At 62.7% G+C, this 23979-nt stretch carries 25 protein-coding genes and 1 tRNA gene; 18 read left to right on the top strand and 8 right to left on the bottom strand.

Going from position 1 to position 23979, the window contains the following annotated elements; translation table 11 throughout:
• Positions 1-13 precede the first annotated feature (13 nt).
• The 5 genes from ACM62G_RS06500 to ACM62G_RS06480 all read right to left on the bottom strand — a co-directional run bounded on the left by ACM62G_RS06500 (position 14) and on the right by ACM62G_RS06480 (position 6650).
• Positions 14-235, bottom strand: a complete 222-nt coding sequence (locus ACM62G_RS06500; RefSeq protein ID WP_419736885.1) for a formate dehydrogenase subunit delta — start codon at positions 233-235, stop codon at positions 14-16.
• Entirely contained in the window at positions 232-3120 is a 2889-nt protein-coding gene (fdhF, locus tag ACM62G_RS06495) for a formate dehydrogenase subunit alpha (protein ID WP_054057294.1), read from the bottom strand. Before fdhF ends, ACM62G_RS06500 begins: the two co-directional genes overlap by 4 nt.
• A complete protein-coding gene (locus ACM62G_RS06490; protein ID WP_273825543.1) occupies positions 3117-4679 on the bottom strand; it encodes a formate dehydrogenase beta subunit in 1563 nt (520 codons plus the stop codon). The genes fdhF and ACM62G_RS06490 overlap by 4 nt, the downstream gene beginning before the upstream one ends.
• Positions 4676-5152, bottom strand: coding sequence for a formate dehydrogenase subunit gamma (locus tag ACM62G_RS06485; protein ID WP_419736884.1), 477 nt, complete (start codon positions 5150-5152; stop codon positions 4676-4678). The genes ACM62G_RS06490 and ACM62G_RS06485 overlap by 4 nt, the downstream gene beginning before the upstream one ends.
• 430 nt (positions 5153-5582) lie before the next feature.
• Positions 5583-6650, bottom strand: coding sequence for a hypothetical protein (locus tag ACM62G_RS06480; RefSeq protein ID WP_419736883.1), 1068 nt, complete (start codon positions 6648-6650; stop codon positions 5583-5585).
• Positions 6651-7926: 1276 nt separating this feature from the next.
• On the opposite strand from ACM62G_RS06480, the gene ACM62G_RS06475 reads away from it, so the two are divergent.
• A complete protein-coding gene (locus tag ACM62G_RS06475) occupies positions 7927-8199 on the top strand; it encodes a DUF3077 domain-containing protein (RefSeq protein WP_419736882.1) in 273 nt (90 codons plus the stop codon).
• A gap of 108 nt (positions 8200-8307) precedes the next feature.
• On the opposite strand, the gene ACM62G_RS06470 is transcribed toward ACM62G_RS06475, so the two are convergent.
• Together ACM62G_RS06470 and ACM62G_RS06465 are read right to left on the bottom strand one after the other, a co-directional pair.
• Complete coding sequence (locus ACM62G_RS06470; RefSeq protein WP_419736881.1) at positions 8308-8637, bottom strand: hypothetical protein; 330 nt, start codon at positions 8635-8637, stop codon at positions 8308-8310.
• 94 nt (positions 8638-8731) lie between these two features.
• Positions 8732-8816, bottom strand: a tRNA-Leu gene (locus ACM62G_RS06465).
• Between the two features lie 109 nt (positions 8817-8925).
• On the opposite strand from ACM62G_RS06465, the gene queA reads away from it, so the two are divergent.
• The 6 genes from queA (at position 8926) to ACM62G_RS06435 (ending at position 15026) form a co-directional block, all read left to right on the top strand.
• Positions 8926-9990 (top strand): tRNA preQ1(34) S-adenosylmethionine ribosyltransferase-isomerase QueA, encoded by a 1065-nt coding sequence (gene queA / locus ACM62G_RS06460; RefSeq protein ID WP_419736880.1) that lies wholly within the window; start codon positions 8926-8928, stop codon positions 9988-9990.
• Positions 9991-10004: 14 nt separating this feature from the next.
• The gene (gene tgt, locus ACM62G_RS06455; protein ID WP_192842668.1) at positions 10005-11120 is read left to right on the top strand and encodes a tRNA guanosine(34) transglycosylase Tgt; all 1116 of its coding nucleotides are present in this window, start codon (positions 10005-10007) and stop codon (positions 11118-11120) included.
• Positions 11121-11156: 36 nt separating this feature from the next.
• Complete coding sequence (gene yajC, locus ACM62G_RS06450; RefSeq protein ID WP_054057285.1) at positions 11157-11495, top strand: preprotein translocase subunit YajC; 339 nt, start codon at positions 11157-11159, stop codon at positions 11493-11495.
• A gap of 62 nt (positions 11496-11557) precedes the next feature.
• A complete protein-coding gene (gene secD / locus ACM62G_RS06445) occupies positions 11558-13426 on the top strand; it encodes a protein translocase subunit SecD (protein ID WP_419736879.1) in 1869 nt (622 codons plus the stop codon).
• 9 nt (positions 13427-13435) lie between these two features.
• On the top strand, positions 13436-14350 hold the full coding sequence (gene secF / locus ACM62G_RS06440; protein WP_054057283.1) for a protein translocase subunit SecF: 915 nt from the start codon (positions 13436-13438) through the stop codon (positions 14348-14350).
• Between the two features lie 121 nt (positions 14351-14471).
• Positions 14472-15026, top strand: coding sequence for a glycine zipper 2TM domain-containing protein (locus tag ACM62G_RS06435; protein WP_054057282.1), 555 nt, complete (start codon positions 14472-14474; stop codon positions 15024-15026).
• 51 nt (positions 15027-15077) lie between these two features.
• On the opposite strand, the gene suhB is transcribed toward ACM62G_RS06435, so the two are convergent.
• Positions 15078-15893 (bottom strand): inositol-phosphate phosphatase, encoded by an 816-nt coding sequence (suhB, locus tag ACM62G_RS06430; RefSeq protein WP_017904912.1) that lies wholly within the window; start codon positions 15891-15893, stop codon positions 15078-15080.
• 145 nt (positions 15894-16038) lie between these two features.
• On the opposite strand from suhB, the gene trmJ reads away from it, so the two are divergent.
• The 11 genes from trmJ (at position 16039) to ndk (ending at position 23962) form a co-directional block, all read left to right on the top strand.
• The gene (gene trmJ / locus ACM62G_RS06425; RefSeq protein ID WP_419736878.1) at positions 16039-16797 is read left to right on the top strand and encodes a tRNA (cytosine(32)/uridine(32)-2'-O)-methyltransferase TrmJ; all 759 of its coding nucleotides are present in this window, start codon (positions 16039-16041) and stop codon (positions 16795-16797) included.
• A 2-nt stretch (positions 16798-16799) separates the two neighbouring features.
• Positions 16800-17576 (top strand): serine O-acetyltransferase, encoded by a 777-nt coding sequence (gene cysE / locus ACM62G_RS06420; protein WP_054061892.1) that lies wholly within the window; start codon positions 16800-16802, stop codon positions 17574-17576.
• A gap of 245 nt (positions 17577-17821) precedes the next feature.
• Positions 17822-18313, top strand: coding sequence for a Fe-S cluster assembly transcriptional regulator IscR (gene iscR, locus ACM62G_RS06415; protein ID WP_054057279.1), 492 nt, complete (start codon positions 17822-17824; stop codon positions 18311-18313).
• 50 nt (positions 18314-18363) lie between these two features.
• Positions 18364-19578 carry an IscS subfamily cysteine desulfurase gene (locus ACM62G_RS06410; RefSeq protein ID WP_054057278.1) on the top strand — a complete coding sequence of 405 codons (1215 nt, stop codon included), beginning with the start codon at positions 18364-18366 and terminating at the stop codon, positions 19576-19578.
• Positions 19579-19679: 101 nt separating this feature from the next.
• Positions 19680-20066, top strand: a complete 387-nt coding sequence (gene iscU / locus ACM62G_RS06405) for a Fe-S cluster assembly scaffold IscU (RefSeq protein WP_007929523.1) — start codon at positions 19680-19682, stop codon at positions 20064-20066.
• Positions 20067-20111: 45 nt separating this feature from the next.
• Complete coding sequence (gene iscA, locus ACM62G_RS06400; protein ID WP_017904917.1) at positions 20112-20435, top strand: iron-sulfur cluster assembly protein IscA; 324 nt, start codon at positions 20112-20114, stop codon at positions 20433-20435.
• Between the two features lie 8 nt (positions 20436-20443).
• The gene (gene hscB / locus ACM62G_RS06395) at positions 20444-20965 is read left to right on the top strand and encodes a co-chaperone HscB (protein WP_054057277.1); all 522 of its coding nucleotides are present in this window, start codon (positions 20444-20446) and stop codon (positions 20963-20965) included.
• 45 nt (positions 20966-21010) lie between these two features.
• Positions 21011-22873 (top strand): Fe-S protein assembly chaperone HscA, encoded by a 1863-nt coding sequence (gene hscA / locus ACM62G_RS06390; RefSeq protein ID WP_054057276.1) that lies wholly within the window; start codon positions 21011-21013, stop codon positions 22871-22873.
• 2 nt (positions 22874-22875) lie between these two features.
• Positions 22876-23217, top strand: coding sequence for an ISC system 2Fe-2S type ferredoxin (gene fdx, locus ACM62G_RS06385; protein ID WP_054057275.1), 342 nt, complete (start codon positions 22876-22878; stop codon positions 23215-23217).
• Positions 23218-23231: 14 nt separating this feature from the next.
• The gene (gene iscX, locus ACM62G_RS06380; protein WP_054061891.1) at positions 23232-23432 is read left to right on the top strand and encodes a Fe-S cluster assembly protein IscX; all 201 of its coding nucleotides are present in this window, start codon (positions 23232-23234) and stop codon (positions 23430-23432) included.
• A 104-nt stretch (positions 23433-23536) separates the two neighbouring features.
• Positions 23537-23962, top strand: coding sequence for a nucleoside-diphosphate kinase (ndk, locus tag ACM62G_RS06375; RefSeq protein WP_054057273.1), 426 nt, complete (start codon positions 23537-23539; stop codon positions 23960-23962).
• Positions 23963-23979: the final 17 nt, after the last annotated feature.

Genomic DNA, 23979 nt, shown 5'->3' with positions numbered 1-23979 from the left:
GGCCAGTGCCTTCCTAGGCCTCCCAACCCGCCCCACTGACCGCTGCCCGCGCCAGCGGATGCAGCTCAGCACCCGCGTGCTCGATCTGCCAGGCAAGCAATTCCTTGCGCATGCCGGGTGTCCAGAACATCTGCAGGTGATTGCGCACGCCGAGCACGGCCTGTTGCGGATCCGGTTCGCTGGAGAAGTACTGGGCGATCTGGTTGGCCATCTTGATCAGGTTGTCGGTGCTCATCGGCGGACCTCCGCTCGGGTTCCGGTTTCGCGTGCCTGGCGGCGTTCCTCCAGCAGGCGCTGCTGCTCGTCGCTGAACGCCTGGTAGCGTTTCTGCCATTCCGAAGGCTGGTAGACGCGGCTGACCTCGACGGCAGTGACCTTGTATTCCGGGCAGTTGGTGGCCCAGTCGGAGTTGTCGGTGGTGATGACGTTGGCTCCCGACTCCGGGAAGTGGAAGGTGGTGTACACCACCCCCGGGGCAACCCGCTCGGTCACCCGTGCCCGCAGCACGGTCTGGCCTGCACGACTGCCGATGCCGACCCAGTCGCCTTCGCTGATGCCCCGGCTCTCGGCATCGGTGGGGTGGATTTCCAGGCGGTCCTCATCATGCCAGGCGACGTTTTCGGTGCGCCGGGTCTGGGCGCCGACGTTGTACTGGCTGAGGATGCGGCCGGTGGTCAGCAGCAGCGGGTAGCGGCTGTTGACCTTTTCCTCGGTGGGCACGTAGCCGGTGATCATGAAGCGCCCCTTGCCACGCACGAATTCTTCGATGTGCATGGTCGGTGTGCCGTTCGGTGCCGCGTCGTTGCACGGCCATTGCAGGCTGCCGTGGCGTTCCAGGGCCGCATAGCTGACGTGAGTGAAGGTCGGCGTCAGGCTGGCGATTTCATCCATGATCTGCGACGGGTGCTGATAGTTCATCGGGTAACCCAGGGCATTGGCCAGGGCCACGGTGCCTTCCCAGTCGGCCTTGCCTCCCAGCGGTTCCATGACCTTGCGCACCCGCGAGATGCGGCGCTCGGCGTTGGTGAAGGTGCCGTCCTTTTCCAGGAACGAACTGCCCGGCAGGAACACGTGGGCGAACTTGGCGGTTTCGTTGAGGAAGATGTCCTGCACCACCACGCATTCCATGGCCGACAGCGCTGCGGTGACGTGCTGGGTATTCGGGTCGCTCTGGGCGATGTCCTCGCCTTGGCAGTACAGGCCCTTGAAGTGGCCGGCCAGGGCAGACTCGAACATGTTGGGGATGCGCAGGCCCGGATCGGGTTGCAAGGTGACGTTCCAGGCCTGTTCGAACTGGCTGCGCACCGCTGCGTTGGAGATATGCCGGTAACCGGGCAGCTCATGGGGGAAGGAGCCCATGTCGCAGGAACCCTGCACGTTGTTCTGCCCGCGCAGCGGGTTCACGCCGACGCCCTCGCGGCCGATGTTGCCGGTGGCCATGGCCAGGTTGGCGATGCCCATGACCGAGGTGCTGCCCTGGCTGTGTTCGGTCACGCCCAGGCCGTAGTAGATGGCCGCGTTGTCGGCGTTGGCGTAGAGGCGGGCGGCGGCGCGGATGTCGTCGGCAGCCACGCCGCAGATGACCCCGAGCACGTCCGGCGAGTTTTCCGCGCGGCTGACGAACTCTTTCCAGCGGGTGAAATCAGCGCCTTCGCAACGGGCGTCGATGAAGTCCTGGTCGAGCAGACCCTCGGTGACGATGACATGGGCCAGCGCATTGAGCATGGCGACGTTGGTGCCTGGGCGCAGGGCCAGGTGCAGTTCGGCACGCGCATGCACGGAGTCCACCAGGTCGATACGCCGGGGATCGATGACGATCAGCCGGGCACCCTGGCGCAGGCTGCGCTTGAGCTGGGAGGCGAACACCGGGTGGGCGTCGCTGGGGTTGGCCCCCATGACGAGGATGACGTCGGCCTGCATCACCGAGTCGAAGCTCTGGGTCCCCGCCGACTCGCCCAGGGTCTGCTTCAGACCATAACCGGTGGGCGAATGGCAGACGCGTGCGCAGGTGTCGACGTTATTGTTGCCGAAGGCGGCCCGTACCAGTTTCTGCACCAGGTAGGTTTCTTCGTTGGTGCAGCGACTGGAGGTGATGCCGCCGATGGCGTCGCGACCATATTTGTGTTGCAGGCGGCGGAACTCGCTGGCGGCGTAGGTGACCGCCTCATCCCAGCTGACCTCCTGCCAGGGGTCGTCGATGTGCTTGCGGATCATCGGTTTGGTGATGCGATCCGGGTGGGTGGCGTAGCCCCAGGCAAAGCGTCCCTTGACACAAGAGTGGCCGTGGTTGGCCTGGCCGTTCTTGTCGGGAACCATGCGCACCAGTTGGTCGCCCTTCATCTCGGCGCGGAACGAGCAGCCGACGCCGCAGTAGGCGCAGGTGGTGATGACGGCATGCTCGGGCTGGCCCAGTTCGACCACGCTTTTTTCCATCAGGGTCGCAGTGGGGCAGGCCTGCACGCAGGCGCCGCAGGACACGCATTCCGAGTCGAGGAAATTTTCGCCGCCGGCGGCGGCGACCCGCGATTCGAAGCCGCGCCCGGTGATGGTCAGGGCGAAGGTACCCTGGGTTTCTTCACAGGCGCGTACACAACGGTTGCAGACGATGCACTTGCTCGGATCGTAGTCGAAATAGGGGTTGGAGGTGTCCTTCGTGTCGGCCAGGTGGTTGTCACCTTGATAGCCGTAGCGCACTTCCCGCAGGCCGACCTGGCCGGCGACGGTCTGCAGTTCGCAGTTGCCGTTGGCCGAGCAGGTCAGGCAGTCCAGTGGGTGGTCGGAGATGTACAGTTCCATGACGTTGCGGCGCAGTGTCGCGAGTTTCGGCGTCTGGGTATGGACCACCATGCCCTCGCTGACGGGCGTCGTGCAGGACGCCGGGTAGCCGCGCATGCCGTCGATCTCCACCAGGCACAGGCGGCAGGAGCCGAAGGGTTCCAGGCTGTCGGTGGCACACAGCTTGGGAATGCTGGTGCCGAGCATGGCCGCCGCGCGCATCACCGAGGTGCCTTCGGGCACGCTGATGCTCTGGCCGTCGATGTTCAGGGTGACCTGCACCTGGCTGTCGCGGGCCGGGGTGCCCAGGTCCATATCGGTTTTCGGATCGAAGAGAGTGATCATTGATCGGCCTCCGAGGGCTGCAGACCGAAGTCGGCGGGGAAATACTTGAGGGCGCTGGCCACCGGATAGGAGGTCATGCCGCCCAATGCGCACAGCGAACCGTATTGCAGGGTGTCGCACAGGTCCTTGAGGATGATCGCCTGTTCATCGCGGCCTCCCTGGTCGGGGGCTGCCAGCAGCCGATCGATCACTTCCACGCCGCGCGTCGAGCCGATGCGGCAGGGTGTGCACTTGCCACAGGATTCCTCGGCGCAGAATTGCAGGGCGAAGCGCGCCATGCGGGCCATGTCCAGGCTGTCGTCCGCCACCACCACACCACCGTGACCGAGCATTGCGCCGATGGCGGCGAAGGCTTCGTAGTCCAGCGGTGTATCGAACTGTTCCGGGGGTACCCAGGCGCCAAGGGGGCCGCCTACCTGGGCCGCCTTCAGCGGCCGGCCAGTGGCGGTACCGCCACCGTAGCCTTCCACCAGTTCGCGCAGCGTCAGGCCAAAGGCCCGCTCGACCAGGCCGCCATGACGGACATTGCCGGCCAGTTGGAAAGGCAGGGTGCCCAGGGAACGACCCATCCCGTAGTCGCGGTAGAACTGTGCGCCCTTGGCCAGAATCAGCGGGACCGACGCCAGGGTGAGCACGTTGTGCACCAGCGTCGGCTGGCCGAACAGTCCACGCAGCGCCGGGATGGGAGGCTTGGCGCGGACGATGCCGCGCTTGCCTTCGAGGGAGTCGAGCAGGGCGGTTTCCTCGCCGCAGATATAGGCGCCGGCGCCGACCCGGACCTCGAGGTCGAAGGCCTGGCCGCTACCGAGTACATCGGCACCGAGGTAGCCGGCCTCGCGGGCGATGTCCAGCGCCTGGCGCAGTGTCGACACCGCCTGTGGATATTCCGAGCGGACATAGAGGTAGCCCTGGCTGGCACCGACCGCGAGGCCGGCGATGGTCATGCCCTCGATCAACAGGAAGGGGTCGCCTTCCATCAGCATGCGGTCGGCGAAGGTACCGGAGTCGCCTTCGTCGGCGTTGCACACCACGTACTTCTGCGTTGCCTGGGCAGCGCGGACCGTGCGCCATTTGATCCCGGCGGGGAAGGCTGCGCCACCGCGGCCGCGCAGGCCTGAATCGAACACGGCGGTAGCGGTCTGTTCACCGCCGATGGCGATGGCCCGGGCCAGCCCTTCGAAGCCACCGTGGGCCCGGTAGTCTTCCACCGACAGAGGACGGGTGATACCGGCGCGGGCGAACAGCAGGCGCTGCTGGCTTTTCAGATAAGGCAATTCTTCCACCAGCCCGAGGGCCAGGGGGTGGGCCGACGGTTCGCCCTGTAGTGCGTCGAGCAGTGAGGGGACATCGGCGGCGGTCACGGGGCCGAAGCCGAGGCGGCCCTGCGGGCTGTCGATTTCCAGCAGCGGCTCCAGCCAGTAAAGGCCGCGCGAGCTGGTGCGCTGCAGATCCAACTGCAGATTGCCTGCACTGGCACGGGCCGTGATGGCTGCGGCGGTTTCATCGGCGCCGACAGCGCGGGCCAGGGAGTCGGCGGGTAGGTAGAGGTTGGGCATCATGCGTCCTCCCGGCAGCTATCGAGCAGCGCATCCAGGCGCTCGGCGTTGAGCCGTGCGTGCACCTGGCCATCGAACTCCAGGGCCGGTGAACAGGCACAGGCGCCCAGGCAGTACACTGGACGCAGGCTGATGCGCCCGTCGGCGCTGCTGCCGTGGTCGTCCAGTTGCAGGCGCTCGCGCAGCTGTGCCGCGAGCTGTTCGGCACCACGGCTCTGGCAGGATTCCGCCCGGCACAGGCGCAGTATGTGCCGGGCCGGGGGGGCGGTACGGAAGTCATGATAGAAGCTGATCACCCCACGGATCTCGGCCTGGCTCTGGTTCAGGGCATGAGCGATTTCGGGGATGGCGACATCGGGGATATAGCCGATGCCTTCCTGGATTTCATGAAGAATCGGCAGCAGCGCGCCCGGGGAGCTCTTGTGGCGTTCCAGCAGGCGGTTGACCAGGGGCAGGTGCAACGTCTCATCAGGCATACGGCAATCCTCACGGCTACGGACATGCCACGAGGTCGTCGGCTGTCCGAAAGTGTCGGCTGCGGCATTCACACCACGTCACGGCATCGTGGCATGTCCGGTGGCCAGGCACCCTGAGCGGGCATCTTTTTGGCCCGGTGCGGTCTTTGCCGCACCTCTTCAGGGCATAAAGTCCAGATTGCCATGGCGCCCCGGCTTTATCGGCACCAAAGCGACTTGCACGGTTCTTTCCGCGACTGCCATTGAGTATAGAAGGGGGCGTTTCAGGCGGGTGTCATGGGCACAGGGGGCGGGCAGCCCCTGCAATGGGTTGGGGCTTCGTGGCCCGGCGCCGGTATCGACCGTTGCCGGGGCGGGGATTGGCCAGGGGGCGTCAGCCGATCGAAATGGCCCACCCAGTCGTTGTCCGGATGGGCCGCGACGTGTCTCGTCAGAAGCTTCTCCAGCATTCGCTGTAGCGCTCGCACACCCCGTAACGCTGGTCCATCTGCGCCATCCGGTCCAGGTGATGCTCGATGATCTCCAGCGTCACTTGCTTGCCGGCCTCGAAGTAGTAGAGCGTCATCGACTTGTACTGTTCGAACGCGGCCTTGTTGGTCGGTTTGGCCGACTTGTCTTCCGGCTTGGCCCACTCTTCCAGCTCCGCATCCTTCAACGGGCGCAGGCGCGACAGGTACTCATCCTTGTAGCGCTGCAGGGTCAGTGCCTTGCGCTGTGCGGATTCGGCGTCGAAGGCCTGGAGGTTCTGGCGATACAGGGCCCAGTAGTCGTCCGGCAGGGTGAAACCCAGCTTGGCCTTGCGCTCGGCGATCAGATTGTCGACCTTGGCCATCGCCAGCGGTGTCTTGCTGGCATCTTCCGGGGAGGGCAGCATGCTCGGGATCAGGCTGCTGTCGATGATCCGGTTCATCAGTTCCAGGCGGTGTGGCGTGTCCGGCAGGGCCACCGGCGGCTTGGGGAATATCGGATTGCGTCCGGCACAGGCGGGCAGGCCCTTGCCCAGGTGCAGCACAGGCGTACGTTGTTCCTTTCCGTCGATGATCCGGACCCGTTGCAGGCGGGTACGGCATTGACCCTTGCCGGAGTCGAAGGTCAGCTCGTATTCGGCATTGGCCTCGGGCTTGAAGTTGATGCCGTTGCCACAGACCGAATAGCCCTCGTGGGTGTTGACCCGCAACAGGGTTTCCTGGCCGGGCTTGAGCTTGATTTCCAGGTAGCCCCGGGCGTCCTTCGGTGGTGTGCTGAGCATGCCGGCGCGACGCTTGGTGTCTCCCATCAGCATGTTGTTGAGGATTCCGGTGGTTTGCCCGTCGCAGTGCTCGGCGTCGAAGTAGTCGAGGGTGGCGTTCGAGGTGTTGGCGACGAAACGCAGCTTCGCGGCGTCCGGTTCCGTGGCATCCGGGTAGGTGCCGTTGACACTGCAGCCGGCCAGCAGGGCTGATAGCAGCAGGGTCGTGGTGGCCAACAGGCGTGAAGGGGTGGAGGCAAGAACCGGCATTGAGCATCCCTGGCTGGCGGATTGGAAGAGGGGCATGCTACTGAAGCGCCATTATCGGGTCCAGTGTGGGCGTCGGAATGTCAGGAAGGTTGCCGACGTGTACGGCGGGCCATGCTTATGGCCGATACCTGGAAACGAGGCGAAAAAAAACCGCCTTAGTAGGGCGGTTTTTTTGCAAATCCGGCCATAGGGCTGATTTGCTCGCTTCACAGAGTCCTCGCGTGGACGGCCTAATCCTAACCAGTCTGATGAGACTGTGCAACGCCCTTTATGTCGAGGGATGGGGCTGAAATGTTTTGATTGAAAGTTGTCCAGGAAAGCAGCTGATAGAAACATCTGACGGTTGATGCTCGGGTACGATGTCGGTGCTCTCGCGCGAAAAACATTGCTGAGGCGGCCAGGCCCGCGCGCGCATTCAGGTCCCCCTGACACGGCTTGGTAACCCGTGCCGGATTCATTCAGGGGGCCATCAGCCCGGCCGCCTCACCGAGTCCTCGCGTGGACCCGAAGGCGTACGTGTTCCGGTAAGTACGCTGGAGGTTTGGCCCACTCTGGAGGGCCAATGTATGTCAAAGATCCTGCGACGTACCTGGAGCCTCGTAGTGAACGCATTTCGGGCTTATCGCCTGTATGAGTTTCTACGGGATCACTTTGATGACCAGCGGTAAGGGTCGTTGAGGTGGCCCGCCCTGGCTTCGGCCGGGGCGGGTTTAATGAAAAATTCTTTCAGTCGAGTCCTGCCAGTAGATTCACTTCGCGCAGAATATCGGTAATGACCGACTCTCGGGCATCGACGATGCCTCTGCTCAGGGCGAATTACAGTGAATTATAGAGCGATTATAGATTCGTCATGATTGCGGTGGTTTCGGGGTGAAGGGCACTGCAGAGGTGACGATTTTTTACCCTGAAATATTTCGCTTCAAACGCTTTTTGAGGCACTCCGCGTATCCCGCTATGCTCGGAATATCGTTGAAAATTCAGCGATCAGGCCTGGAAACCTGTGGAGCAATAGGCGCATAGGCGCCACCATCCTTCACGACTGCTGGCGCTTTTTTGTGTCAATATCTGCGTGTAATGGCGGCTGTGCGCGGGAGGCCTTCGGGTCTGCCGGGTTTTCCTATTGCCCCGGTTTCCAGCCTGCGTACAGCTGCCACCCATTCGCCTGGAAACGAACGTGGTAGCTCTCTCATATAGGAGCCAAGCGTATGAACGTTTCTCGTCAGTCGATTGTTGCCGTTGTTACCCCCAGCACCCAGGCATTCGCCGGAGGTGCCCAATGACCCCATTCCCCATCAAAACCCTCGGTGCCGTCACCTTTTCCACCTGCGGCTCCCAAGGTCGCGAGCTGTTCCGCGTCAATGCCGATGTGCCGATCCTGGAGGCCATGGAGCATGCTTCCCTGTTGTTGCAGTGCGCCAAGGCGTTGTCGCTCGATGCGGCATTGGATGCAAAGGACGGCGAGCGGTATGCCTGGGCGGCGCATTACCTGGGGGAGATGGGGAAGGCGGTGATCGATGATCTTACGCAGGGGATGTTGCGCCGCGCTTAGGTTTGGATGGCTCAGAAAGTAGCGATTTTGTGGTGGGTGTCGGCAGGCTCACCGCGTTATCGTTCTTCGCGAGCAAGCTCTGCTCCTACAGGGGGCGTGTGAGGCTTGTCACTGAATGTCTTTCAGGTAATCCTTCAGCAAGCCAAGCGGTGCCTTCATGTCTGCGGTGGTCCGTACCTGGTTGCAGTCATCGGCCAGTCGCCGCAGTTCACGCCCCAGGGGCTTGTCCGTCCCGCCCACGGCGTCCATCGCGACGGCCACGCAGGCATTGAGCTTGCCTTGGATCGCCTCGACGTCGCCCTGGCGCACCAGCAGCTCGAACACGTCCTTCTGGTACTCGCCCATCGCCACGTCATCCCGCAAAAGCGGGCTCCCGCCGTCACGTTCGTGGGCCAGCTTGAGGGCAAACAGGGCGACGGTTTCCAGTTGCGATTCCATGAGGCGTTTTCCTCCGCCGAGCGCGGTGGCCATGGCAGGTGACTTTTCTGCAGACGAAAAAAAAGACCTTGATATTCAAGGTCTTTTTCAATCTTGGTGCCCCGAGGGAGACTCGAACTCCCACTCCTCTCGAAAACGGATTTTGAATCCGCCGCGTCTACCAATTCCGCCATCAGGGCTCAATGGCGGCGAAGTATAGAGACGCGACTACCGTTGGTCAATTGCCTTTCATGGTCAATTTTGGCGAATTCCGCTAAACTTTCCGGCCCTGCTGGACGAACCCCCATCATGCGCGTCGCTGACTTTACTTTCGAACTCCCCGATTCCCTGATCGCTCGCCATCCGCTGGCCGAGCGTCGCCACAGCCGCCTGCTGACCCTCGATGGGCCCAGCGGTGCCCTGGCTCATCGTCAATTCACCGATCTGCTCGAGTATCTGCACCCGGGCGACCTGATGGTGTTCAACAACACCCGGGTGATTCCGGCCCGTCTGTTCGGCCAGAAGGCCTCCGGCGGCAAGCTGGAGATCCTGGTGGAGCGGGTACTCGACAGCCATCGCGTGCTGGCCCACGTGCGCTCCAGCAAGTCGCCCAAGCCCGGCTCGAAGATCCTGATCGACGGTGGTGGCGAGGCCGAGATGCTGGCCCGGCATGACGCGCTGTTCGAACTGGGCTTCGCCGAGGAAGTGCTGCCGCTGCTGGAGCGGGTCGGCCACATGCCGTTGCCTCCTTATATAGACCGTCCTGACGAGGGCGCCGACCGCGAGCGCTACCAGACGGTCTATGCCGAGCGCCTGGGCGCCGTCGCCGCGCCGACCGCCGGCCTGCATTTCGACCAGCCGCTGCTGGAGGCGATCGCCGCCAAGGGCGTCGAGACCGCGTTCGTCACCCTGCACGTCGGGGCCGGGACTTTCCAGCCGGTGCGGGTGGAGCGTATCGAAGACCACCACATGCACAGCGAATGGCTGGAAGTCGGCCAGGATGTGGTGGATGCCGTAGCCGCCTGCCGCGCCCGTGGTGGCCGGGTGGTCGCCGTGGGCACCACCAGCGTACGTTCGCTGGAAAGCGCCGCCCGCGATGGCGTGCTCAAGCCGTTCAGCGGCGATACCGACATCTTCATCTACCCGGGTCGGCCGTTCCATGTGGTCGACGCCCTGGTCACCAACTTCCATCTGCCCGAATCCACGCTGCTGATGCTGGTTTCGGCCTTCGCCGGTTACCCGCAAACCATGGCCGCCTACCAGGCCGCCGTGGACAACGGTTACCGCTTCTTCAGTTACGGTGATGCCATGTTCATCACCCGCAACCCCGCGCCGACCGGACCCCAGGCATCGGCACCCGAGGATCAAGCATGAGTCGTACCTGTCGTATGTCGTTCGAGTTGCTGGCCACCGATGGCAAGGCCCGCCGCGGTCGCCTGACGTTCCCGCGCGGCACCGTCGAGACCCCGGCCTTCATGCCGGTGGGCACCTACGGCACGGTCAAGGGCATGCTGCCTCGGGATATCGTCGCCACCGGCGCCGAGATCATCCTCGGCAACACCTTCCACCTGTGGCTGCGCCCGGGCACCGAGGTGATCAAGGCGCATGGCGACCTGCACGATTTCATGCAGTGGAAGGGCCCGATCCTCACCGACTCGGGGGGGTTCCAGGTGTTCAGCCTGGGCGCCATGCGCAAGATCAAGGAGGAGGGCGTGACCTTCGCCTCGCCGGTCGACGGCGCCAAGGTGTTCATGGGCCCGGAAGAGTCGATGCAGGTGCAGCGCGACCTGGGCTCGGACATCGTGATGATCTTCGACGAATGCACGCCGTATCCGGCCGATGAGGACGTCGCCCGGGTGTCGATGGAGCTGTCGCTGCGCTGGGCCCAGCGTTCGAAGAACGCCCATGGCGATAACACCGCGGCGCTGTTCGGCATCGTCCAGGGCGGCATGCATGAGAACCTGCGCATGCGCTCCCTGGAAGGTCTGGAGAAGATCGGCTTTGACGGCCTGGCCATCGGCGGCCTGTCGGTGGGCGAGCCCAAGCACGAGATGATCAAGGTGCTGGACTACCTGCCAGGGCGGATGCCTGCTGACAAACCTCGTTACCTTATGGGCGTTGGCAAGCCGGAAGATCTGGTGGAGGGTGTGCGCCGCGGGGTGGACATGTTCGATTGCGTGATGCCAACCCGTAATGCCCGCAATGGGCATCTGTTCGTCGACACCGGTGTGCTGAAGATCCGTAACGCGTTCCATCGCCATGATGATTCGCCGCTGGATCCGACCTGCGATTGCTACACCTGCCAGAACTTCTCCCGTGCTTATCTGCATCATTTGGACAAGTGCGGCGAAATGCTCGGGAGTATGTTGAATACCATCCATAACTTGCGGCATTACCAGCGCCTGATGGCTGGTTTGCGCGAGGCTATTCAACAGGGTACATTGGCCGCCTTTGTCGATGCCTTCTACGCCAAGCGCGGGCTTCCCGTACCGCCCTTGGACTGACTTTTCAGAATCGTATTCTTGCAACTGGAGTGCTAAATGAGCTTTTTCATCTCTAACGCGTTCGCCGACGGCGCGGCCCCTGCTGCTGCCGCTGGTCCTGCGGGCGGCTTCGAGTGGATTTTCCTGGTCGGCTTCCTGGTCATCTTCTACCTGATGATCTGGCGCCCGCAGGCCAAGCGTGCCAAGGAACAGAAGAACCTGCTGAGCAGCCTGGCCAAGGGCGACGAAGTGGTGACCACCGGTGGTATCGCCGGCAAGATCGTCAAGGTGACCGACGAGTTCGTGGTCCTGGAGATTTCCGATACCGTCGAAATGAAGTTCCAGAAGGGTGCCGTCGCGGCCACTCTGCCTAAAGGCACACTGAAAGCGATCTGAGTTTCAATATTCAACAATCGACGGGGCGCGCAAGGCGCCCCGCGTCATAAGCGGGCGGCGTGATGCTGAACAAATACCCTCTGTGGAAATACGTACTGATCGTGGTGGTACTGGCGATCGGTTTTATTTATTCCGCTCCCAATCTCTACCCTGACGATCCGGCTATCCAGGTCAGTGGTGCCAGCACGGCGCTGCAGGTCAACCAGGCCGATCTGGATCGGGCGAGCAAGGCGCTCACCGATGCCGGTATCAACGTCAAGGCCGCTACCCTGGCCGCCAACGGCAAGGATGGCCTGCTGCGCCTGAGCAAGCAGGAAGACCAGTTGCCAGCCAAGGATGTCGTGCGCAAGGCGCTCGGCGACGATTACGTGGTGGCGCTCAACCTGGCCCAGACCACCCCGCAGTGGCTGCGCAACCTCGGCGCGCACCCGATGAAGCTGGGTCTGGACCTGTCCGGTGGTGTGCACTTCCTGCTGGAAGTGGACATGGACAAGGCTGTCGACGCCCGTCTGAAAGTCTATGAAGGCGACGTCAAGAGCCTGCTGCGCAAGGAGCGTGTCCGTTACCGCAGCCTGCCACAGCTCAATGGTGCCATTCAGCTGGGCTTCACCGACAACGATACCCGCGAGCAGGCCCGTGCCCTGATTCGCAAGGGTTTCAACGATTTCGACATTGTTCCCGCCGACCTGAATGGCCAGCCGGTACTGCGTCTGGCGATGACCCCGGCCAAGCTGGCGGAAATTCGCGAATACTCCATCAAGCAGAACCTGACCACGGTACGTAACCGCGTCAACGAGCTGGGCGTAGCCGAGCCGCTGGTACAGCGCCAGGGCGCCAACCGCATCGTGGTCGAGCTGCCGGGCGTGCAGGACACCGCGGAAGCCAAGCGGATCCTCGGCAAGACCGCCAGCCTCGAGTTCCGCCTGGCCGCCGAGCCGGGCGCGTCGAAGGCGACCTCCGAGGAATTCGAATTCCGTGAGGGCAAGCGTCCGCCTGCGCTGATCGAGCGTGGCCTGATCATCACCGGTGACCAGGTGACCGATGCCAAGGCCGGTTTCGGCGAGCACGGCAGCCCGGAAGTGAACATCCACCTGGACAGCCATGGTGGCGAGCTGATGAGTCGTGCCACGCGCACCAACGTCGGTCGCCAGATGGCGGTGATCTTCATCGAGCAGCGTCCGGTCACCACCTACACCAAGCAGGTGGTCGACGGCGTCGAGAAGGAAGTCGCGGTACAGGGCTTCAAGGAAGACAAGAAGATCATCAGCCTGGCGACCATCCAGTCGCCGCTGGGCTCGCAGTTCCGTATCACCGGCCTGAACGGCCAGGGCGAGTCGTCGGAACTGGCCCTGCTGCTGCGTGCCGGTGGTCTGGCCGCGCCGATGTACTTCGCTGAAGAACGTACCATCGGCCCGAGCCTGGGTGCCGACAACATCACCAAGGGTATCGATGCGTCGCTGTGGGGCATGCTGTTCGTCTCGCTGTTCATCATCGCGATCTACCGCTTCTTCGGCATCATCGCCACCGTGGCGCTGGCCTTCAACATGGTCGTGCTGCTGGCGCTGATGTCCCTGCTGGGGGCGACGCTGACCCTGCCGGGTATCGCCGGTATCGTGTTGACCATGGGTATGGCGGTGGACGCCAACGTGCTGATCTTCTCGCGGATCCGCGAAGAGATCGCCGCGGGCATGACCGTTCAGCGGGCGATCAACGAAGGCTTCAACCGTGCCTATACGGCGATCGTCGACGCCAACCTGACCAGCCTGCTGGTGGGCGGTATCCTGTTCGCCATGGGCACCGGTCCGGTCAAGGGCTTCGCGGTAACCATGTCCCTCGGGATCTTTACCTCGATGTTCACGGCCATCATGGTGACCCGCGCGATGGTCAACCTGATCTTCGGCGGTCGTGACTTCAAGAAGTTGTGGATTTAAGGGGCTGCCATGTTACGTACAATCAATTTCATGGGCGTCCGCAACGTTGCGTTCGGCGTCACTGTGCTCCTCACCGCCCTGGCGTTGTTCAGCTGGTTCCACAAGGGCTTGAACTACGGTCTGGACTTTACCGGCGGTACGCTGATCGAGCTGACCTACGAGCGTCCGGCGGACGTGACCAAGGTCCGTGCGCAACTGGGCGACGCCGGTTATCACGAGGCGATCGTGCAGAGCTTCGGTGCGACCACCGACCTGCTGGTGCGCATGCCGGGTGAAGACCCGCAACTGGGTCACCAGGTGGCCGAGGCGCTGCAGAAGGTCGGCGGCGACAACCCGGCACAGGTCAAGCGTGTCGAGTTCGTCGGTCCGCAGGTGGGTGAGGAACTGCGCGACCAGGGCGGCCTCGGCATGCTGATGGCGCTGGGTGGCATCCTGATCTACCTGGCCTTCCGCTTCCAGTGGAAGTTCGCGGTCGGTGCCATCGTCTCGCTGGTGCACGATGTGGTGGTGACCGTGGGTATCCTGTCGTTCTTCCAGATCACCTTCGACCTGACGGTGCTGGCGGCGGTACTGGCGATCATCGGCTACTCGCTCAACGACACCATCGTGGTATTCGACCGGGTTCGGGAGAACTTCCGGGTACTGCGCAAGGCCAGCCTGATCGAGAACATCAACATCTCGACCACTCAGACCCTGCTGCGGACCATGGCAACCTCGATCTCCACCCTGCTGGCGATCGCGGCCCTGCTGTTCTTCGGTGGCGACAACCTGCACGGCTTCTCCGTGGCGCTGTTCGTCGGTGTTCTGGCGGGCACCTACTCGTCGATCTACATCGCCAACGTGGTGCTGATCTGGCTGAACCTGAGCAGCGAGGACCTGATTCCTCCGGCCAACACCCAGAAGGAAATCGACGACCGTCCTTGACGTCCGTCCTCCCTCCGGCTGTCGCCCTGAAAGGCGCGAGTATTGAACTCGCGCCTTTTTTCATGCTCCAAGGCTAGGAGAGATGCGGAAAGGTTCCGCTTGTGATGGTCAGGAGGTTCACGTGAACAAGTCGTTGCTGGTGGGTGCTGTGCTGGGTGCTGTCGGTGTCACCGCCGGAGGTGCTGTTGCGACCTACAGCATGGTGAAGAGCGGCCCTGAGTATGCGCAAGTGTTGGCGGTCGAGCCGGTGAAAACCCAGGTGAAGACGCCACGCGAAGTCTGTAAGGATGTTGCCGTGACCCGGCAGAAACCGGTGCAGGACGAGCACCGTCTGGCCGGTACCGCGATCGGTGCGGTCGGCGGCGGCCTGCTCGGCAGCCTGGTGGGCAATGGTCGTGGCAAGACCCTGGCGACCGTGGTCGGTGCCGTGGGTGGCGGTTATGCGGGGAACAAGGTGCAGGAGGGCATGCAGGAGCGTGACACTTACACCACGACTCAGACCCGCTGCAACACGGTCAATGATATCAGTGACAAGATCGTCGGCTACGACGTGCGTTACCAGCTCGACGGCAAGGAAGGTCGGGTACGCATGGACCGTGATCCGGGCAACCAGATCCCGGTGGACAAGGACGGTCGGCTGATTCTGAGCCAGGCTCCGGCGCAGCCAGGTCAGTAATCGCAGGCACAAAAAAAGCACCCCTCGGGGTGCTTTTTTCGTTCTGGCGTCTTAGCGCTTCAGCGAAGCCGGCAGGTGCGGCTGGATGGCTGTCAGTACAGCCTTGAAGCACTTGGTGTTGCCGGCGACGATATGGCCTTTTTCGAGGAAGTCGTGGCCGCCGGTGAAGTCGCTCACCAGGCCGCCCGCTTCCTGGATCAGCAGGGCGCCGGCTGCCATGTCCCATTCGGACAGGCCCGACTCCCAGAAGGCATCGAAACGACCGGCGGCCACGTAGGCCAGGTCCAGGGCGGCGGAACCGGCGCGGCGGATGCCGGCGGTCTGGCCGACCAGGGCGCGGAACATGCCCAGGTAGTTGTCCAGGTTGTCCATCTGGTCGTCACGGAACGGGAAGCCGGTGCCCAGCAGGGCGCCGTCGAGGCTGGTACGCGGGCTGACGCGCAGGCGGCGGCCGTTCAGTTGGGCGCCACGGCCACGGCTGGCGGTGAATTCTTCCTGGCGAACCGGGTCCAGGACCACGGCGTGCTCCAGACGGCCACGGTATTTGCAGGCAATGCTGACCGAGAAGTGTGGAATGCCACGCAGGAAGTTGGTGGTGCCATCGAGTGGGTCGATGATCCACAGGTAGTCTTCGCCTTCGCCGCTGCCGGCGTGGAAGCCGGTTTCTTCGCCGCGGATGGCGTGGGTCGGATACGCCTTGCGCAGCGCGTCGATGATTTTCTGCTCGGCGGCACGATCGACCTCGGACACGTAGTCCTTGGCGTCTTTTTCGTCGACCTTGATGCTATCCAGGCGCTCGATGGAGCGGAAGATCAATTCACTGGCGGCGCGGGCGGCGCGCAGCGCGATATTCAGCATGGGCTGCATGGACATTTCACCTAGAGTGTTAAAGAAAGCCGAACATTCTAACAGAAAAGTCTTGCCGGTGAAGGACGACATTCGGTTTCGTGGCGCAAACCCCAGTGCTTCTGTAAGATTTGCTCCCCTTTGCCTTGTCCGAGAGCGCTTCGTCGTGCTGCAAAATATTCGTATCGTCCTGGTCAATACCAGTCATCCGGGCAATATCGGTGGGGCTGCACGAGCCATGAAGAACATGGGGCTGTCGCGTCTGGTGCTGGTCGAGCCGCGGGTTTTTCCTTCCGCCGAAGCCGACGCCCGGGCCTCCGGGGCCACCGATATCCTTGAAAACGCCGAAGTCGTCGCTACCTTGGAGCAGGCCCTGGCCGGCTGCACCCTGGTGCTGGGCACCAGTGCCCGTGACCGCAGCCTGCCCTGGCCGATGCTGGAACCGCGCGAATGCGGAGTGAAGGTGGTCGAGGAGGCGGCGCAGGGGGCGCAGATCGCCCTGGTGTTCGGTCGCGAGGATTCCGGCCTGACCAACGATGAACTGCAGCGATGTCATTACCACGTGCATATCCCGTCGGATCCCGGCTTCAGCTCGCTGAACCTGGCGGCCGCGGTGCAGGTGTTGAGTTATGAGGTGCGCATGGCCTGGCTGGTGCTGGAAGGTCAGCCGCACAAGGTCGAGAAGGATGATGTGGGTGACGAACTGGTTACCATGGATGAGCTGGAGCGCTTCTACGAGCATCTGGAGCAGACGCTGGTGGCTATCGAGTTCCTCGATCCGCAGAAGCCCCGGCACCTGATGGCGCGCCTGCGCCGGCTGTATGGTCGTAGCTCGATCAGTCGGGTGGAAATGAATATTTTGCGTGGCATCCTCACGGAAACCCAGAAAGCGGCCCGTGGCGAGCTCCTTAAGCGGAAGGAATGATGATGTTCGAGCGTTTGCGTGAAGATATCCAGAGCGTATTCCATCGTGACCCGGCGGCGCGCAATGCCTTTGAGGTGCTGACCTGCTACCCGGGCATGCATGCCATCTGGCTGCATCGCCTGAGTCACGGGTTGTGGGTGCGCAACTGGAAGCTGCTGGCGCGGGTGGTGTCGAACTTCGGGCGTTGGCTGACCGGCATCGAGATTCACCCGGGTGCCAAGGTCGGGCGGCGGTTCTTCATCGACCACGGCATGGGGATCGTGATCGGCGAAACGGCCGAGATCGGCAATGACGTGACCATCTATCAGGGCGTGACCCTGGGCGGCACGAGCTGGAACAAGGGCAAGCGCCACCCGACCCTGGAGGATGGGGTGGTGGTCGGTGCCGGTGCCAAGGTGCTGGGGCCGTTCACGGTCGGTGCCGGGGCGAAGGTCGGTTCCAATGCGGTGGTGACCAAGGCGGTCCCGGCCGGTGCCACGGTGGTCGGTATTCCCGGGCGGATCATCATGAAGTCCGACGACGAGCAGGAGGCCAAGCGCAAGGCGATGGCCGAGAAGCTCGGTTTCGATGCCTACGGGGTGAGTGGCGATATGCCGGACCCGGTGGCGCGGGCTATCGGGCAGATGCTCGATCACCTGCAGGCGGTCGATGGGCGTCTGGAGGGGATGTGTGGTGCGCTGAAGGATCTGGGCAGCAACTATTGCGCCAAGGATCTGCCGGAGCTGCACTGCGAGGGCTTTGCCGAGGTGAAGGCCGAGGGTGAGGCCAAGGCCGGCTGACCTGTGTTGGGCTTTCGGGTCCATTCGCGGGCTTGCCCGCGAATGACTCCGGGATCGTCAGGGACGTCATCTGAACGCTCCCGCGAAAACCATCGGTCTAGCGCGATGCCATTACGCGCTGACTTTGCTATCATACGCGCGCTCTTTTACGGGTAAACCTGACTAAAGTACTAGGTCTTATAGTTGACTTAAATACTCGGGAATCGCATACTCGTACCCATTCCGTAACTCCGTGGTAATTGTCCATGCGACTGACTACAAAAGGCCGATACGCCGTGACCGCCATGCTTGACCTGGCGTTGCACGCGCAACACGGGCCGGTGTCCCTGGCCGATATCTCCGAGCGCCAAGGCATCTCCCTGTCCTACCTCGAACAGCTGTTCGCCAAGCTGCGCCGCAGCAACCTGGTTTCCAGCGTCCGTGGTCCGGGTGGCGGCTACCAGCTGTCGCGCGACATGCAGGGAATCCAGGTCGCCCAGGTGATCGATGCAGTGAATGAATCGGTCGACGCCACCAAATGCCAGGGGCTGGGTGATTGCCATTCCGGCGACACCTGCCTGACTCACCACCTGTGGTGCGACCTCAGCCTGCAGATCCACGAATTTCTCAGTGGCATCAGTCTGGCAGACCTTGTCACTCGCCGTGAAGTGCAAGAGGTTGCCCTGCGTCAGGACCAGCGCCGCTGTAATGGCAAGGCGCCGCGCCTGGATAAGATCGAAGCGTCCGCCGTCGAATGACAGCCAGAGAGCCAGCGGTGCGCCAGCCAGCCTGATTTAGGAGATAGTCCATGAAATTGCCGATTTACCTTGATTACTCAGCGACCACCCCGGTTGATCCGCGTGTCGCGCAAAAGATGAGTGAATGCCTGCTGGTCGACGGAAACTTCGGCAACCCGGCATCGCGCTCCCACGTGTTCGGCTGGAAGGCCGAGGAATCCGTGGAAAACGCCCGTCGCCAGGTGGCCGACCTGGTCAACGCCGACCCGCGTGAAATCGTCTGGACTTCCGGTGCCACCGAGTCCGACAACCTGGCGATCAAGGGTGTTGCGCATTTCTACCACACCAAGGGCAAGCACCTGATCACCAGCAAGATCGAGCACAAGGCGGTCCTTGACACCATGCGCCAACTGGAGCGCGAAGGTTTCGAGGTCACCTACATCGAGCCGGGTGAAGACGGCCTGATCACCCCCGCCATGGTCGAAGCCGCCCTGCGCGAAGACACCATCCTGGTGTCGGTTATGCACGTGAACAACGAAATCGGCACCGTCAACGACATCGCCGCCATTGGCGAGCTGACCCGCTCGCGCGGTGTGCTGTTCCACGTTGACGCGGCCCAGTCGACCGGCAAGGTCGAGATCGACCTGCAGAAGCTGAAGGTCGACCTGATGTCCTTCTCTGCCCACAAGACCTATGGCCCGAAAGGCATCGGCGCGCTGTACGTCAGCCGCAAGCCGCGTGTGCGCCTGGAGGCGACCATGCATGGCGGTGGTCACGAGCGCGGCATGCGCTCAGGCACCCTGGCGACCCACCAGATCGTCGGCATGGGTGAAGCCTTCCGCGTGGCCAAGGAAGACATGGCTGCCGAGAATGTCCGTATCAAGGCCCTGAGCGACCGTTTCTTCAAGCAGGTCGAGCACCTGGAAGAACTGTACGTCAACGGCAGCCTGACCGCTCGCGTACCGCACAACCTGAACCTGAGCTTCAACTACGTCGAAGGCGAGTCGCTGATCATGGCACTCAAGGACCTGGCGGTCTCCTCCGGTTCGGCCTGCACCTCGGCTTCGCTGGAACCGTCGTACGTACTGCGTGCCCTGGGCCGCAACGACGAATTGGCGCACAGCTCGATCCGCTTCACCTTCGGCCGTTTCACCACCGAGGAAGAAATCGACTACGCCGCGCAGAAGGTCTGCGAGGCGGTCACCAAACTGCGCGCCCTGTCGCCGCTGTGGGACATGTTCAAGGATGGCGTCGATATCTCGAAGATCGAGTGGGCGGCACACTAAATAAAGAAGCCGCCACATACAGATCCTGTAGCGACGCGGCAAATGATGTCTGGCGTAGCTGCAGGGTCGAGAGCGGCCCTGATGAGTGAGGAATAAGTACCATGGCTTACAGTGAAAAGGTCATCGACCACTACGAAAACCCGCGCAACGTCGGCAAGATGAATGCCGAGGACCCGGATGTCGGTACCGGCATGGTCGGCGCCCCGGCGTGTGGTGACGTGATGCGTCTGCAGATCAAGGTCAACGAGCAGGGCATCATCGAAGACGCCAAGTTCAAGACCTACGGTTGCGGCTCGGCTATCGCCTCCAGCTCCCTGGCGACCGAGTGGATGAAGGGCAAGACTCTGGATGAAGCAGAGACCATCAAGAACACTCAGCTGGCCGAAGAACTGGCCCTGCCGCCGGTGAAGATCCACTGCTCCGTTCTCGCCGAAGACGCCATCAAGGCCGCCGTTCGCGACTACAAGCAGAAGAAAGGCCTGATCTGACCGATCCGGCGTTGATGATTTGAGCGAAAAGCTAAGGAGTCCCCGATGGCTATCAGCATGACAGAAGCGGCTGCTCGACACGTGCGACGCTCCCTCGACGGGCGCGGCAAGGGTGAAGGCATTCGCCTGGGTGTTCGCACCACAGGCTGTTCCGGCCTTGCCTACGTGCTGGAGTTCGTCGACGAGGTGGTGGCGGAAGACCAGGTGTTCGAGAGTCACGGCGAAAAAGTGATCATCGACCCGAAGAGTCTGGCCTACCTCGATGGCACCGAGCTGGATTTCGTCAAGGAAGGGTTGAACGAGGGCTTCAAGTTCAACAACCCCAACGTGCGCGGTGAGTGTGGCTGCGGCGAAAGCTTCAACGTCTGAGGCTATTCGTGGGTACTCCTTGTCATTTCGCCTTGTTCGAGCTGCAACCGAGCTTCACGCTGGACCTCGATCAGTTGGCCGCGCGCTATCGCGAGTTGGCGCGCGCCGTTCATCCGGACCGTTTCGCCGATGCCTCCGAGCGTGAGCAGCGGCTGGCGCTCGAGCGTTCCGCCAGCCTCAACGAGGCCTACCAGACCCTCAAGAGTCCGCCCAAGCGCGCGCGTTACCTGCTGGCGCTCAATGGCGGCGAGCTGCCGGTGGAGGTCACCGTGCACGATCCCGATTTCCTCATGCAGCAGATGCAGTGGCGTGAAGAACTCGAAGATCTGCAGGACGACGCCGATCTGCCGGGCATTGCCGCGTTCAAGCGGCGCCTGAAGGTCGCCCAGGATGAATTGAACGACAGCTTCGCAGCTTGCTGGAGCGATGCTGCGCAACGCGAACAGGCCGAACGCCTGATGCGGCGCATGCAGTTTCTCGACAAGCTCACCTACGAAGTGCGCCAGTTAGAAGAGCGCCTCGACGATTAACTCCGTGCTGCCGCACGCCTGATATCCAGATAAGTCCAGATAACCATGGCCCTACTGCAGATCGCCGAACCAGGCCAAAGCCCACAGCCGCACCAGCGTCGTCTGGCGGTGGGGATTGACCTGGGTACTACCAATTCGCTGGTCGCTGCATTGCGCAGTGGTCTTTCCGAGCCCCTGGCCGATGCCGACGGGCAGGTGATCCTGCCGTCCGCGGTGCGCTATCACGCCGATCGCGTCGAAGTAGGCCTGTCGGCCCGTCTGGCGGCCTCCAGTGATCCGCTCAATACCGTGTTGTCGGTCAAGCGTCTGATGGGCCGTGGCCTGTCGGACGTCAAGCAGTTGGGCGAGCAACTGCCCTACCGCTTCGTTGGCGGCGAGTCGCACATGCCGTTCATCGACACCGTGCAGGGGCCAAAGAGCCCGGTGGAGGTTTCCGCCGATATCCTGCGGGTGCTGCGCCAGCGCGCCGAGGCGACCCTGGGTGGCGAACTGGTCGGGGCGGTGATCACCGTGCCGGCCTACTTCGACGATGCCCAGCGCCAGGCAACCAAGGATGCGGCACGTCTGGCCGGGCTGAACGTGCTGCGCTTGCTCAACGAGCCGACCGCTGCGGCGGTGGCCTATGGCCTGGACCAGCACGCCGAAGGGGTGGTGGCGATCTATGACCTGGGGGGCGGCACTTTCGATATTTCGATCCTGCGCCTGACCGGCGGGGTATTCGAAGTACTGGCCACCGGTGGTGACAGTGCCCTGGGTGGCGACGATTTCGACCATGCGATCGCCGGCTGGATCATCGAGCAGGCCGGCTTGTCGGTGGATCTCGATCCGGGCGCGCAGCGCAGCCTGTTGCAGGCCGCCTGCGCGGCCAAGGAAGCGCTGACCGATGCGGCAACTGTCGAAGTGGTTTATGGCGACTGGCGTGCACCGCTGACCCGTGAAGCCTTCGACGGGCTGATCGAGCCGATGATCGCCCGCAGCCTCAAGGCCTGCCGCCGTGCCGTGCGTGACTCGAACGTCGAGCTCGAAGACGTGCATGCCGTGGTGATGGTCGGTGGTTCGACCCGTGTGCCGCGTGTGCGTGAGGCGGTGGCCGAGATGTTCGGCCGCCAGCCGCTGACCGAGATCGACCCGGACCAGGTGGTCGCCATTGGCGCCGCGATCCAGGCCGATACCCTGGCCGGCAACAAGCGCGACGGCGGCGAATTGCTGCTGCTGGATGTCATCCCGCTGTCCCTGGGGCTCGAAACCATGGGGGGGCTGATGGAGAAGGTGATTCCGCGCAACACCACCATTCCCGTGGCACGCGCCCAGGACTTCACCACCTACAAGGACGGCCAGACGGCCATGGCGATCCACGTGCTGCAAGGCGAACGTGAATTGATCAGTGACTGCCGCTCGCTGGCGCGCTTCGAACTGCGTGGCATTCCGGCCATGGTCGCCGGCGCGGCGAAGATCCGCGTGACCTTCCAGGTCGATGCCGACGGTCTGCTCAGTGTTTCGGCCCGTGAGCTGGGGTCGGGCGTCGAGGCGAGCATCCAGGTCAAGCCGTCCTACGGCCTGACCGACGGCGAAATCGCCCGGATGCTCAAGGATTCGTTCCAGTACGCCGGTGACGACAAGGTCGCTCGCGTGCTGCGTGAGCAGCAGGTCGACGCCCAGCGTCTGATCGAGGCGGTGCAGGGCGCCCTGGAGGCGGATGGCGAGCGCCTGCTCGACGCCGAGGAGCGCCTGGTCATCGAGTTGCAGGTGCAGGAACTGAGCGAACTGATAAAAGGAACCGATGGCCACGCCATCGAGCAGCAGACCAAGCGTCTGTCGCAAGTGACCGATGCCTTTGCGGCCCGACGCCTGGATTCGACGGTGAAAGCCGCGCTGGCCGGACGCAACCTGAACGAGATTGAGGAATAACGATGCCGCAGGTCATTTTTCTGCCCCACGAGAAGTTTTGCCCGGATGGCATGGTGGTCGAGGCCGAGCCCGGCATCTCGATCCTCGAACTGGCCCACGAGCACCATATCGAGATGGAAAGCGCCTGCGGTGGCGTGTGTGCCTGCACCACCTGTCACTGCATCATCCGCGAGGGCTTCGACTCGCTGGAAGAGGCCGATGAGTTGGAGGAAGATTTCCTCGATCGCGCCTGGGGGCTGGAGGCGCAGTCGCGCCTGGGTTGCCAGGCGATCGTCGGCACCGAGGACCTGACGGTCGAGATTCCCAAGTATTCGCTCAACCATGCTGCCGAAGCACCGCACTGATTCAAGGATCTATCATGGGTTTGAAGTGGACTGATGTGCTGGAGATCGCCATCCAGCTGGCTGAAAGCAAACCGGAAGTCGACCCGATGTCGGTCAATTTCGTTGATCTGCACAACTGGGTCATTCACCTGCCGGATTTCGACGACGATCCGGCTCGTGGTGGCGAGAAGGTCCTTGAGGCCATCCAAGGCTGCTGGATCGAGGAGCGCGACTGATCCGGCGGTAAGATCAAGCAATACCCGAGTTAGGCAATACCCAAGAACCCGCGTATAATTCGCGGGTTTAATTTTTCGCAAATTATCGTTTCTGGAGTTACACCATGGCTGTTCAACGCACTTTCTCCATCATCAAGCCTGACGCTGTTGCAAAAAACGTCATCGGTGAGATCACCACCCGTTTCGAAAAAGCCGGCCTGCGCGTTGTCGCTTCGAAACTGAAGCAGCTGTCGAAAGCCGAAGCCGAAGGCTTCTACGCCGAGCACAGCGCTCGTGGCTTCTTCCCTGACCTGGTTGCCTTCATGACTTCCGGTCCGGTTGTCGTCCAGGTTCTGGAAGGCGAGAACGCTATCGCGCGCAACCGCGAACTGATGGGCGCCACCAACCCGAAAGAAGCCGCTCCAGGCACCATCCGTGCCGACTTCGCCGAGTCCATCGACGCCAACGCCGTTCACGGTTCGGACTCCGAAGCTGCCGCTGCTCGCGAAATCGCTTACTTCTTCGCTGCTACTGAAGTAACCACTCGCTAAGCCACGGCTGACGAGTG

The organism is Pseudomonas sp. COR18 (genome assembly GCF_048568395.1).
Taxonomy (GTDB): domain Bacteria; phylum Pseudomonadota; class Gammaproteobacteria; order Pseudomonadales; family Pseudomonadaceae; genus Aquipseudomonas; species Aquipseudomonas fuscovaginae_B.
This window is presented reverse-complemented; position numbering and strand designations above follow the sequence as displayed.

Excerpts from the sequence above, each read along its gene's own strand:
- iscX (WP_054061891.1), top strand. The coding sequence starts at position 23,232 with ATGGGTTTGAAGTGGACTGATGTGCTGGAGATCGCCATCCAGCTGGCT.
- ACM62G_RS06490 (WP_273825543.1), bottom strand. The coding sequence starts at position 4,679 with ATGATGCCCAACCTCTACCTACCCGCCGACTCCCTGGCCCGCGCTGTC.
- ACM62G_RS06470 (WP_419736881.1), bottom strand. The coding sequence starts at position 8,637 with ATGGAATCGCAACTGGAAACCGTCGCCCTGTTTGCCCTCAAGCTGGCC.
- iscR (WP_054057279.1), top strand. The coding sequence starts at position 17,822 with ATGCGACTGACTACAAAAGGCCGATACGCCGTGACCGCCATGCTTGAC.
- ACM62G_RS06475 (WP_419736882.1), top strand. The coding sequence starts at position 7,927 with ATGACCCCATTCCCCATCAAAACCCTCGGTGCCGTCACCTTTTCCACC.
- fdhF (WP_054057294.1), bottom strand. The coding sequence starts at position 3,120 with ATGATCACTCTCTTCGATCCGAAAACCGATATGGACCTGGGCACCCCG.
- yajC (WP_054057285.1), top strand. The coding sequence starts at position 11,157 with ATGAGCTTTTTCATCTCTAACGCGTTCGCCGACGGCGCGGCCCCTGCT.
- suhB (WP_017904912.1), bottom strand. The coding sequence starts at position 15,893 with ATGCAGCCCATGCTGAATATCGCGCTGCGCGCCGCCCGCGCCGCCAGT.
- fdx (WP_054057275.1), top strand. The coding sequence starts at position 22,876 with ATGCCGCAGGTCATTTTTCTGCCCCACGAGAAGTTTTGCCCGGATGGC.
- secD (WP_419736879.1), top strand. The coding sequence starts at position 11,558 with ATGCTGAACAAATACCCTCTGTGGAAATACGTACTGATCGTGGTGGTA.
- queA (WP_419736880.1), top strand. The coding sequence starts at position 8,926 with ATGCGCGTCGCTGACTTTACTTTCGAACTCCCCGATTCCCTGATCGCT.
- ACM62G_RS06480 (WP_419736883.1), bottom strand. The coding sequence starts at position 6,650 with ATGCCGGTTCTTGCCTCCACCCCTTCACGCCTGTTGGCCACCACGACC.
- hscA (WP_054057276.1), top strand. The coding sequence starts at position 21,011 with ATGGCCCTACTGCAGATCGCCGAACCAGGCCAAAGCCCACAGCCGCAC.
- ACM62G_RS06410 (WP_054057278.1), top strand. The coding sequence starts at position 18,364 with ATGAAATTGCCGATTTACCTTGATTACTCAGCGACCACCCCGGTTGAT.
- cysE (WP_054061892.1), top strand. The coding sequence starts at position 16,800 with ATGTTCGAGCGTTTGCGTGAAGATATCCAGAGCGTATTCCATCGTGAC.
- ACM62G_RS06500 (WP_419736885.1), bottom strand. The coding sequence starts at position 235 with ATGAGCACCGACAACCTGATCAAGATGGCCAACCAGATCGCCCAGTAC.
- iscA (WP_017904917.1), top strand. The coding sequence starts at position 20,112 with ATGGCTATCAGCATGACAGAAGCGGCTGCTCGACACGTGCGACGCTCC.
- secF (WP_054057283.1), top strand. The coding sequence starts at position 13,436 with ATGTTACGTACAATCAATTTCATGGGCGTCCGCAACGTTGCGTTCGGC.
- iscU (WP_007929523.1), top strand. The coding sequence starts at position 19,680 with ATGGCTTACAGTGAAAAGGTCATCGACCACTACGAAAACCCGCGCAAC.
- ndk (WP_054057273.1), top strand. The coding sequence starts at position 23,537 with ATGGCTGTTCAACGCACTTTCTCCATCATCAAGCCTGACGCTGTTGCA.
- tgt (WP_192842668.1), top strand. The coding sequence starts at position 10,005 with ATGTCGTTCGAGTTGCTGGCCACCGATGGCAAGGCCCGCCGCGGTCGC.
- ACM62G_RS06485 (WP_419736884.1), bottom strand. The coding sequence starts at position 5,152 with ATGCCTGATGAGACGTTGCACCTGCCCCTGGTCAACCGCCTGCTGGAA.